Origin of the sequence: Nocardioides sp. NPDC057577, from assembly GCF_042801335.1 — a bacterium.
Classification (GTDB): domain Bacteria; phylum Actinomycetota; class Actinomycetes; order Propionibacteriales; family Nocardioidaceae; genus Nocardioides.
In genome coordinates this window covers 81,556-91,072 of record NZ_JBHVGB010000003.1, presented here as the reverse complement: position 1 = coordinate 91,072, position 9,517 = coordinate 81,556, and the positions used below count along the sequence as shown (strand labels likewise).

Below are 9,517 nucleotides of genomic sequence, written 5' to 3'. Positions count from 1 at the left end.
GACCAACACGGTCCCATCGAGCGCGGAGGGGACCGTGTTGGTCTCGACACGCTCGCTAGCGCTCGCGGCTCGACCAGCGGGACAGCTCGGCCAGCGGGGGCGGTGTCAACCCAACTGCCCGCGTACATGCTCCGCCAGGGACCCGACGGACTCGAAGACCTCGGCGTTGATGTCGTCCTCGTCCATCTCGAAGGCGAAGCGGTCCTCCAGGACCGTGATCAGCTCGACGAGGGCGAGCGAGTCGAGCTCGGGCAGGGAGCCGAAGAGCAGGGTGTCCGCGGTCAGGGTGCCGGCGCTGTGGTCGGGGCCGATCACCTCGGTGATCGCCTCGGCGACGCTGACGAGGGTCGCGTCGGTCGTGTCGATGGTCATGGGACTCCCTTGGGTTGGAGATTGGGTTTCAGACGAGAACTTCGAGCGGTACGGGGTGGCTCAGGAAGGCGGTCGGGCTGGCGGTGAGGCCGTACGCCCCGGCCTGGTGCACCACGACCAGATCGCCTACCTCGGCGCGCGGCAGGCTGACCTTGTCGCCGAGCAGGTCCAGGGGCGTGCACAGGCAGCCGACGACCTGCACGCTCTCCTCCTCGCCCGCCTCGGCGGCCGCGACGGAGATCGGGTAGTTGCGGCGGATGACCTGGCCGAAGTTGCCCGAGGCGGCGAGCTGGTGGTGCATGCCCCCATCGACGATCAGGAAGGTCTTGCCACGCGAGATCTTGCGGTCGACGACCCTGGTCACATAGGCCCCGGCCTCGCCGACGAGATAGCGGCCGAGCTCGATGACGACCTGCGCGGACGGCAGCGCGGGACGTACGCGGGCGGCGAGCAGCTCCTCGAGCCGCGAGCCGACCAGCGGGAGGTCGAGAGGCTGATCCTGGGTGTAGTAGGGGATGCCGAAGCCGCCGCCGATGTTGAGGTAGGTCATCGGCTCCGCGAGATCACCGGACAGCCGCAGGACGAGGTCGACGGTGCGCTCCTGAGCCTCCGCCAGGATCGACGCGTGCAGGTTCTGGGAGCCCGAGAAGACGTGGAAGCCGGCCACCTCGACGTCGCGGTCGTGCAGCGTCTTGAGCAGCAGCGGCACCGTCTCGGCGTCGACCCCGAACTGCTGGGCGCCGCCGCCCATCCGCATCCCGGAGCCCTTGACCTCGAAGTCCGGGTTGACCCGCACCGCGACCCGCGGCCGGATCCCGAGCCGTTCGGCGGCCTCGACCAGGCGGTCGGCCTCCAGCGGCGACTCGATCTCGACGAGCACCCCGGCCGCGACGGCCTGGGACAGCTCGCCGACCGACTTCCCCGGCCCCGCGAAGCTCACCGCGCCCGGATCCGTCCCGGTGTCGAGCGCCACCCGCATCTCGGCCCCCGAGGCGACGTCGAGTGCGTCGACGGTGCGGGCCAGGTGCTGCACCACCGCGGGCATCGGGTTGGCCTTGACCGCATAGCTCAGGTGCACGTCATCGGGAAGCGCGGACCGCAGCGAGGCGACCCGGGCGTCGATCGCGGCCCGGTCGTAGGCGAAGAACGGGGTCGAGCCGACCCGCTCGGCCAACCTCGAGACGGCCAGTCCTGCGACCGTCGGCCCGCCGGCGTACGTCATCTCACCACTCCAGACATGTCAGCTCGCTGTACAGGTAGTCGACCCGCGCGGGGTCGAGGGCGTCGCTGCGCACCATCTTCGGCCGCGACCGCGAGAGCCGGTAGGAACCGCTCGGCGCCCCGCCCGCGACCCGGTTCTCGACCAGGGTCGCCGCGGCGCCGTGCTGGGTCAGCAGGTGCGAGGCCAGCCGTGGTGCGTGCCGCCGGAGCAGCCCCGGGTTGCTCGCGTAGAGGACCGAGGCGAAGGCGCGTACGCCCTTGCGGGTGTCCTTGCGGGCCACGACGTAGCAGTGCTCGGACCCCGTGCTCAGCACCACGTGCCGGGCCGCCGCCGCGGCACGGTGGTCGGCATAGAGGTCCCGCTCCTCGCCCTGCAGCACCGAGTCGAGTACGTCGGGACGACTGCTCACCCGCACCCCGTGCCGCCTCGGCAACGCGCCGGGCGACAGGGCCGGCACCAGCGAGGTGGTCGTGTCCAGGTCCGTGAACTTGAGCTTCCGGTTGAGCGCGATCACGTTGCCCGAGGGCGAGAAGTCGGTGAACTCGTAGCCGGGCTGCTTGAGCAGCGTGGTCAGCAGCCGCAACCCCTGATGACGGTGGCTGTCGAGCACGCACCAGGCGCCCAGGTTGCAGACCTGGAGCGTCTCCGCGCCGACCCTCCGATCGGAGTAGTAGGCGAGGTAGGCCCCGACCACCCGCTCCCCCTCGGCGAGGAAGAACCCGTGGTTGGGCTGGGGTACGTCCCAGGGCACCCGCAGCGCCTGGGTCCACTCCAGCTCCTGCACCCGCGGGTTCAGCTGCTCGTGCAGGAACGTCGAGACGGCCGGGAGGTCGTCGGCGGTGATCGGGGCGAGCACGGCCTTCATGCGCTCGCCACCCACTCCGGCCCACGCGGGGCGCTCATCCGGCGAGGGCTGACCAGGGTGCGTACGGCACGTCGCGACGTCTGCTTCCCCAGCAGCGCCCGGCTGCACTCGCGGGCCAGCACCATCAGCCAGTACGCGGCCCCCTGGACCCGCCCGCGGCGAACCGTGAAGAGCCGCACCCGGTTGGCGACCAGGAGTGCCCACAGGCCCGGTGAGGTGGTGGACTCGCCACCGAGGTGCACGGCGCGCGCGGCGGGCACGAACCGCACCCGGAAGCCCCGGTCGCGAGCGCGCAGGTGGAACTCGGTCTCCTCCGAGTAGAGGAAGTAGGACTCGTCCCAGGAGCCGCACGCGCGCCAGCACTCGGCGCTGATCAGCTGCGTCGACCCCTCGGCCCAGTCGGTGTCCTGGCCGCGGTCGTACTCGGCCGGGTCGACCACGACCTCCCCCGCCCACCGGACGCGGCCGGCGCGGTTGGCACCGACCACGGCGTCCGCGAAGGCCCGCACCAGGCTCGGGGCGCCACGCATCGACTCGATCAGCCGGCCCTCGGCGTCGACCAGCCGGGGCACGGCCACGCCGACCCCGGGCACGAGCTCGCGCGCCAGCGCCGCGACACAGCCCGGCTCGAGGCGTACGTCCGGGTTCAGGACCAGCACCGCGTCGACGTCCGGATCCGCGGCGAAGGCCGCCGCGACACCCGCGTTGATCCCGGCGGCGTAGCCGCCGTTGCGACCGGTCTCGACGACGGTCGCGTCCGGCGCGATGCGGCGCGCGGTCGCGACGGTGTCGTCGGCGGAGGCGTTGTCGGCGACCACCAACCGCCACCCGAGGCCGGCGAGCCCACCGGGCAGAGAGCCGACGAGATCGGCCAGCAGGTGAGCACTGTTGTAGGTCACCACCACGACTGCGATGGTTCGGATCGGGAGCGACACGTCATGAGTCTCAGCCGCGTCCACCCCCGCCGGAACCGCCTCCCGACCGCAGATCCCCCGTATGAGGTAGGCCTTCGCAAAGGTAGGCCGGACAAGGCCTCCGGATCCCTAGCGTGACGAACATGCCCACCCACGTGACCAACATCTGCTTCCACGGCATCGGCGAGCCCGAGCGCGAGCTGGAGCCGGGCGAGGACCGCTACTGGATCAGCCAGGACGCCTACGAGGACATCCTCGATGCCGTCGCCGGCCGCCCCGAGGTGCGCATCAGCTTCGACGACGGCAACCACTCCGACGTCGCGTTCGGGTTGCCGGGCCTGCTGGCCCGCGGCCTGAGCGCGACCTTCTTCGTGCTGGCGGGACGCCTGGGGAAGCCAGGAAGCGTCGACCGCCTCGACATCCGGCTCCTCCGGGTGGCGGGCATGCGGATCGGCACCCACGGCATGGACCACGTCAGCTGGCGCGGCCTCGATTCCGCGGGCGTACGCCGCGAGCTGATCCAGGCACGCGAGCAGATCACCATGGCGGCCGGCGAGACGGTGGACGAGGCGGCGCTCCCGCTCGGCCGCTACGACCGCACCACGCTGCGCCACCTGCGCCACTTGGGCTATGAGCACGTCTACTCCAGCGACCGTGCTCACGCGGTGGCCGGCGCCTGGCTGCAGCCGAGGTTCAGCGTCACCGCGGACGACGACGGGGCCAGCGTACGCAGCCAGATCCTGAACGGGCAGGGCATCGCCAAGAGGGTGGAACGCCAGGCGGCAGGCCTGGTCAAGCGGCTGCGCTGACGTTCACGACGTCAGGACATCGAGAATCAGGACGCGGTCGAACTTGCCGTTCGGGGAGCGCGGAAGCTCGGGCCGTACGTCGATGGTCGAGGGAACCATGTAGGGCGGCATCGCACGGCGCAGCGCGGTCAGCAGCCGGTCGGCCTCGATCTCCGCCTCTCCCGCGGGAGGCGTCACCAGCAGCACGATCCGCTGCCCGAGCCGGTCGTCGGGCAGGCCGAGCGCCACCGCGTCGCGGACCAGGCCGGTGTCGTAGGCGACCTCCTCGATCTCGGTCGGGCTGACCCGGTAGCCGGAGGTCTTGATCATGTCGTCCAGGCGCCCGACGAAGTAGAGGAAACCCTCCTCGTCCGCCACGACTCGGTCCCCGGACCACACGCACAGCTCGGGCGTACGCCACGAGGCCTGCTCCCGCGGCAGCGGCCGGAACCGTTCGGCGGTCCGCACGGAGTCGCCCCAGTAGCCCTGGGCCACCAGTGCGCCACGATGGACCAGCTCGCCCTCCTCGCCGGGCTCGCACGGCGTGCCGTCCGGGCGTACGACGAGAACCTCCGCGTTGGGGATGGCCTTGCCGATGGAGTCCGGCCGGCGGTCGACCTCGGCCGGGTCGAGATAGGTGGAGCGGAACGACTCGGTCAGTCCGTACATCAGGAACGGCTGCGCCGTCGGGAAGTGCTCGCGGAGCCGTTGCAGCGTGGCCCGCGGCATCCGGCCCCCGGTGTTCGCGAAGTAGCGCAGGCTCTCCCGCGCCTCCGGCGGCCACTCGACGCCGGCCAGCTGCAGCCACAGCGGCGGTACGCAGGTCAGCCCCGTCACGCCGTACTCGGCGCACAGGGCAGGAACCTCGCCGGGCAGCAGATAGTTCATCAGCACCACGTGTGCTCCGGCCGCGAAAGCGGTGGTGATCTGGCTGAGGCCGGCATCGAAGCTGAGCGGGAGCACGGAGAGGATGACGTCCTCGGGCCCGTTGCCGAGATAGCTGCTGACGCTCTCGGCGCCGGCCACGAGGTTGCGGTGGCTCAGCACCACGCCCTTCGGCTTCCCGGTGCTGCCCGAGGTGTAGAGGATGGCGGCCAGGTCCTGGTCGATCGTCGGGTCGGCAGGCGCGGAGGCGCCGGCCGGGAACACGTCGGCCCAGGCGTGCACCGCGATGTCGAGTCCGACCTCATCAGGGACCCTGTCGCCGACCAGGACGATGTGCTCGAGCGCCTCGCACCTCTTCAGCTCCTCGCGGAGCAGGACCAGCCGCTCTCTCGAGGTGATGAGCACCTTGACCGAGCAGTCGTCGAGGATGTGAGCGACCTGGCCGGCCTTGAGCAGCGGATTGACCGGCACGAAGACGCCGCCCGCCGCCGTGGCCGCGAAGATCGAGGCGACCGTCTCGGGTCGCTTCTCCAAGAAGATCGCGCAGCGGTCCCCCCGAGCCAGGCCGAGATCGCCGAGTCCGGCGGCGATCGCGCACGCCGAGGCCCAGACCTCGGCGTAGCTCTGCGTGATGCCCTTGTACGAGAGCGCAGGGGCGTCGGGTCGCGACTCGGCATGCTCGCGCAACAGCGAGTGGAGCACCGTCCTCATCGCGTCCGCACCGCGATCATCGACTTGGTCAGACCGAGGAGCCGCTCGCTGAGGACCTCGGAGTCGGGGAAGTAGGAGCGCATCTCGGTCCTCCCGACCAGCTCGGTCCACTGGACATCGGCCATCGCCTCGGCCCGTGAGGCGGGCAGCGTGTGGACCAGCGGCCAGCGTTCGGCGACCCGGGCCCTGAGCGCCATCGGCAGGAACTGCATCCCGGGGAAGAGCCAGTGCGGCTCGATCGGGAAGTACCGGTAGGGCGTCTGGACCCAGTGCCGCGGCGCGGCCTGACGGATCTGCTCGGCCAGCCTGGACCGCTGGGCATGGCCGCCGACGTGCTCGAGCAGGGAGTTGGAGAACACCAGGTCGTACGCCACCGGTGCCCCCGCGCCTTCCAACGCGCTGCGCGCGTCGCAGGCGTCTCCGGCCACCGGCGTCAACCAGCCATCCTCACCATCCCCTGGCTCGGTGAGGTTGAGCACGACGACGTGCGCAGGACGTACCGGTGCCCGCAGCCAGGACTCGGTGGTGCCGCCGACGTCGAGCACCTTCATGTCGGCGATGTCGGGGAAGAGCGACGTGAACCTCTCCCAGCGTCGCAGCCGAAGCGTGGCGCCCAAGGACGCGGGAGAGTCCACCAGTCGGGATCGGAGCTCGAGCTTCACCCGACAATCGTCCCGGCGCAACAGCCCCGCGAGCGGCTCCCCGAACGCGGATCCCCCGTATCAGGTAGACGCGGTCGCCGCCTCCGGGCTGGCGACCGCCGGCGAGAAACATGGGCGAGATACCGATTCTGGAGGATGCCCGAACCCTCCGCATCTGTGCAGGGTCGGTATCGCAACGGCGCTGCCTACATCCGAATGGTGCAACCACATGCAAACCTCGGCAAGTCGAACATCCGGTCCGACAGGCTCTCGAGGCTATGCCCGAAGACCGATCCTTCTGGTCGGGAGCACCCTGATCACGGTCGTCGCCATCGTCGCCTGGACTATCTGGCCGATCTCGCAGAGCCAGGCGAAGGCGGTCAGCCTGCTTCCCGACGACGCGGTCCCCGCGATCGTGACCGACCCGGATCGGCGGCCGGTCGAGGTGGGCCTGCGGTTCCAGGTGACCGAGCCCGCCGAGGCGGTCGCGGTCCAGTTCTACAAGAGCTCGGCGAACACCGGGCCGCACACGGGCACCCTGTGGTCCGGGCGGGGTCGTCAGCTCGCCACCGCACGGTTCGGTGACAAGCCGCGGCGTGGCCTGCAGGTCGCAGAGTTCGACCCCACGGTGGTCCTGCGGCCCGGCCGGGACTACGTCGTCTCCTACACCGCACCCAAGGGCCGCTACTCCACCGACCAGAGCTTCTTCGACAAGCCCGTCTCCAGGGGACCGATCACCGCCGGGGTCAACGCCGGCGTCTACTCCTACCGGCCCGGCTCCTTCCCCACCCAGACCTTCGGGGCCAACAGCTACGCCGTGGACATCGTGGTGCGCCCGACCGGCTCAGGCGGGTCGCCCTCGCCGTCGTCGTCCCCGTCCTCGGCGTCCTCCCCGTCGGCCCGTCCGTCCACCGCTTCACCGAGCCCGTCCCCGAGCTCGCCCCCTTCGAAATCGGCTCCTGCGACCCCGACAGCGCCGCCTCCGAGCTCGTCGTCACCGGAGGTCACCGGTGGCCCGACGCCCCCGACCTCGATACCCGGCGGGTTCCCGAACGCGGCGAACACCGGGGTGCCCGCGGGCGTGCGGCTCGCTCCGTACACGGGCCCGTGCAACATCACCAAGGTCGGCACCGTGATCGACGGCAAGACGGTGAACTGCACGCTGAACGTACGCGCGGCCGACGTCACGATCCGCAACTCGGTGATCAACGGGACCGTCTACAACGACGAGGGGTCCAACGGGCTCGGGTTCACGATCGTCGACAGCGAGGTCCGGATCGGCAACCGAGGAGGGACGGGCATCGGCAACGTCGGCTTCACGGCCCTGCGGGTGGAGGTCACCGGAGGCAACCGCTCGATCAACTGCTGGCGCGACTGCACCGTGCGGGACTCCTATGTGCACGGCCAGTTCACCGACCTGACCGGCGTCGCCCACGAGTCCGGGATCCGGATGGGTTCCGGGGGTGTCATCAGCCACAACACGATCACTTGCGACGCACCGGACGTCCCGCCCGACGCCGGCTGCTCGGCAGGCCTGACCGGGTACGGGGACTTCGCGACCGTGGAGGACAACCTCATCGAGCGCAACATGTTCCTCGTGACGACCGGCGGCACCTGTGCCTACGGCGGCTCGTCGTCGGGCAAGGCCTACGGCGGCACCAACCACATCCGCTTCATCGACAACGTGTTCCAGCGCACCGCGGCACGGCCGAACTGCGGCTACTGGTTCCCGATCGCCTCCTTCGACTCCTCAGCGCCGGGGAACGTCTGGAAGGGCAACGTCTGGTCGGACGGCGGCGTCGTGAATCCCGGGTGACATCGGCTTCTGCCGGACCAGACGGTGCAGGGCGCCGGCGAGCCCGACCACCAGGAAGAAGCAGCCGGAGGACTGCGGGAACGCGAACAGGTCGTAGAAGGCCATCGCGGTCGCACCGGCGAGAACGGCGGCGAGCAGCCCCTGCGCGAGCTCACGGTCGAAGTCGGTGGACGCGGCCTCCCGAGCGCTGCGAGCCATGAACGCCGCGACGAGGATGACCGCGAGCAGCGCAGCCATCCCGATCAGTCCGGTCTCGATCGTGTGGCCCAGGTACTGGTTGTCCAGGATCCAGTACTGCGGCAGGAACGTCCCGGGCCCGCGGCCCAGCCAGGGGTCACGCGCGATGAACTGGAATGCCACCCCGTAGGCGTCCGTGCGAGACGCCACGCTGGCATCGTCGCCGGCGCCGACGAACAGCCCGGTGAGGACACCGAGCATCCCCGGCACCAGGAGATAGACCAGGCCCGAGATCCCGGCCAGGCAACCGAGTGCGACCAGGCGCATGCGCCAGCTCCAACGGAGGGCGAGAACCAGGATCGCGACGGCGGTGCAGAGAATCGCCGAGCGCGAGATCACCATGAAGATCGCGATCGCGACGACGGCCAGCACGGCGCGGTAGAACCAGCGTCGGGTGGGTGCGTGCAGGGCGTACACGATCACCAGCGGCAGCACCATCGACAAGATGACGCCGTACTCGATCGGGTGGGTCGAGGTCCCGCTGAGCCGTGGCATGCCGCTGCGTTCGTACAGGCCGATCTCGATGCCACGAGCGGAGAGTCCGGGGATGCTGACCCGGTCCACCAAGGCCTGCCGGGTCACGAACTGGAGCAGGCCCAGCACCGCCACCAACCCGATCCCGATCACCAGCCGGCGCACCACGGCGTGCAGCCGGTCGAGCGACGAGATCCCCTCCGCCGCCACCATGGCCAGGCCGGCCATCCCGATCATCCTGAGCAGTCCGCTGTCGGCGGGCGTCAGCTCGTTGCCGGGCATCGGTGCCGACATCGCCAGCACGTACGACGCCATCACCGCCAGGAGAAGCCCCAGGATCGCGATGCGTAGCGGCTGGACTCCCACGTCGATCCGATAGACCCGCTGGACGTGGTACCAGGCCCACCACAGGAACGCACCGATCGCGACGATCGTCGCCGGCGCGCCGGCCGTGCCCAGCGCCGGGACGACGAGCACGGACCGGATCGAGAGCAGCACGACGATGTAGACCGTCAAGATGGCCGCGGCGTCGATCGACCGGGACACACCTACCTTCGGCTCGCCCGGACTACGCACTCCGGTGAGCGGGGCC

9 protein-coding genes are annotated in these 9,517 nt (G+C 70.5%); 2 read left to right on the top strand and 7 right to left on the bottom strand.

Annotation, left to right across the window (positions count from 1 at the left end; genetic code table 11):
- Nucleotides 1–105 precede the first annotated feature (105 nt).
- The 4 genes from ACFU7D_RS01320 to ACFU7D_RS01305 are packed head-to-tail and all read right to left on the bottom strand — an operon-like array spanning nucleotide 106 to nucleotide 3,394.
- Nucleotides 106–372 (bottom strand): acyl carrier protein, encoded by a 267-nt coding sequence (locus tag ACFU7D_RS01320; protein ID WP_378862267.1) that lies wholly within the window; start codon nucleotides 370–372, stop codon nucleotides 106–108.
- A 28-nt stretch (nucleotides 373–400) separates the two neighbouring features.
- Entirely contained in the window at nucleotides 401–1,594 is a 1,194-nt protein-coding gene (locus tag ACFU7D_RS01315) for a pyridoxal-dependent decarboxylase, exosortase A system-associated (protein ID WP_378862264.1), read from the bottom strand.
- Nucleotide 1,595: 1 nt separating this feature from the next.
- Complete coding sequence (locus ACFU7D_RS01310) at nucleotides 1,596–2,459, bottom strand: hypothetical protein (protein WP_378862261.1); 864 nt, start codon at nucleotides 2,457–2,459, stop codon at nucleotides 1,596–1,598.
- Nucleotides 2,456–3,394, bottom strand: a complete 939-nt coding sequence (locus ACFU7D_RS01305; RefSeq protein ID WP_378862258.1) for a glycosyltransferase — start codon at nucleotides 3,392–3,394, stop codon at nucleotides 2,456–2,458. The genes ACFU7D_RS01310 and ACFU7D_RS01305 overlap by 4 nt, the downstream gene beginning before the upstream one ends.
- A gap of 122 nt (nucleotides 3,395–3,516) precedes the next feature.
- On the opposite strand from ACFU7D_RS01305, the gene ACFU7D_RS01300 reads away from it, so the two are divergent.
- The gene (locus ACFU7D_RS01300) at nucleotides 3,517–4,182 is read left to right on the top strand and encodes a polysaccharide deacetylase family protein (protein WP_378862255.1); all 666 of its coding nucleotides are present in this window, start codon (nucleotides 3,517–3,519) and stop codon (nucleotides 4,180–4,182) included.
- A 3-nt stretch (nucleotides 4,183–4,185) separates the two neighbouring features.
- Here ACFU7D_RS01300 and ACFU7D_RS01295 read toward each other — a convergent pair whose 3' ends face one another.
- Nucleotides 4,186–5,757, bottom strand: a complete 1,572-nt coding sequence (locus tag ACFU7D_RS01295; RefSeq protein WP_378862252.1) for an acyl-CoA ligase (AMP-forming), exosortase A system-associated — start codon at nucleotides 5,755–5,757, stop codon at nucleotides 4,186–4,188.
- Nucleotides 5,754–6,419 carry a hypothetical protein gene (locus ACFU7D_RS01290; protein WP_378862250.1) on the bottom strand — a complete coding sequence of 222 codons (666 nt, stop codon included), beginning with the start codon at nucleotides 6,417–6,419 and terminating at the stop codon, nucleotides 5,754–5,756. Before ACFU7D_RS01290 ends, ACFU7D_RS01295 begins: the two co-directional genes overlap by 4 nt.
- Before the next feature lie 208 nt (nucleotides 6,420–6,627).
- Between ACFU7D_RS01290 and ACFU7D_RS01285 the strand changes: the two genes are divergently transcribed.
- Complete coding sequence (locus ACFU7D_RS01285) at nucleotides 6,628–8,214, top strand: DUF4082 domain-containing protein (protein WP_378862247.1); 1,587 nt, start codon at nucleotides 6,628–6,630, stop codon at nucleotides 8,212–8,214.
- Here ACFU7D_RS01285 and ACFU7D_RS01280 read toward each other — a convergent pair.
- Nucleotides 8,149–9,471 carry an O-antigen ligase family protein gene (locus ACFU7D_RS01280; RefSeq protein WP_378862244.1) on the bottom strand — a complete coding sequence of 441 codons (1,323 nt, stop codon included), beginning with the start codon at nucleotides 9,469–9,471 and terminating at the stop codon, nucleotides 8,149–8,151. The two genes, ACFU7D_RS01285 and ACFU7D_RS01280, sit on opposite strands and share 66 nt — an antisense overlap.
- Nucleotides 9,472–9,517: the final 46 nt, after the last annotated feature.

Excerpts from the sequence above, each read along its gene's own strand:
- ACFU7D_RS01285 (WP_378862247.1), top strand. The coding sequence starts at position 6,628 with ATGCAAACCTCGGCAAGTCGAACATCCGGTCCGACAGGCTCTCGAGGC.
- ACFU7D_RS01310 (WP_378862261.1), bottom strand. The coding sequence starts at position 2,459 with ATGAAGGCCGTGCTCGCCCCGATCACCGCCGACGACCTCCCGGCCGTC.
- ACFU7D_RS01300 (WP_378862255.1), top strand. The coding sequence starts at position 3,517 with ATGCCCACCCACGTGACCAACATCTGCTTCCACGGCATCGGCGAGCCC.
- ACFU7D_RS01320 (WP_378862267.1), bottom strand. The coding sequence starts at position 372 with ATGACCATCGACACGACCGACGCGACCCTCGTCAGCGTCGCCGAGGCG.
- ACFU7D_RS01295 (WP_378862252.1), bottom strand. The coding sequence starts at position 5,757 with ATGAGGACGGTGCTCCACTCGCTGTTGCGCGAGCATGCCGAGTCGCGA.
- ACFU7D_RS01315 (WP_378862264.1), bottom strand. The coding sequence starts at position 1,594 with ATGACGTACGCCGGCGGGCCGACGGTCGCAGGACTGGCCGTCTCGAGG.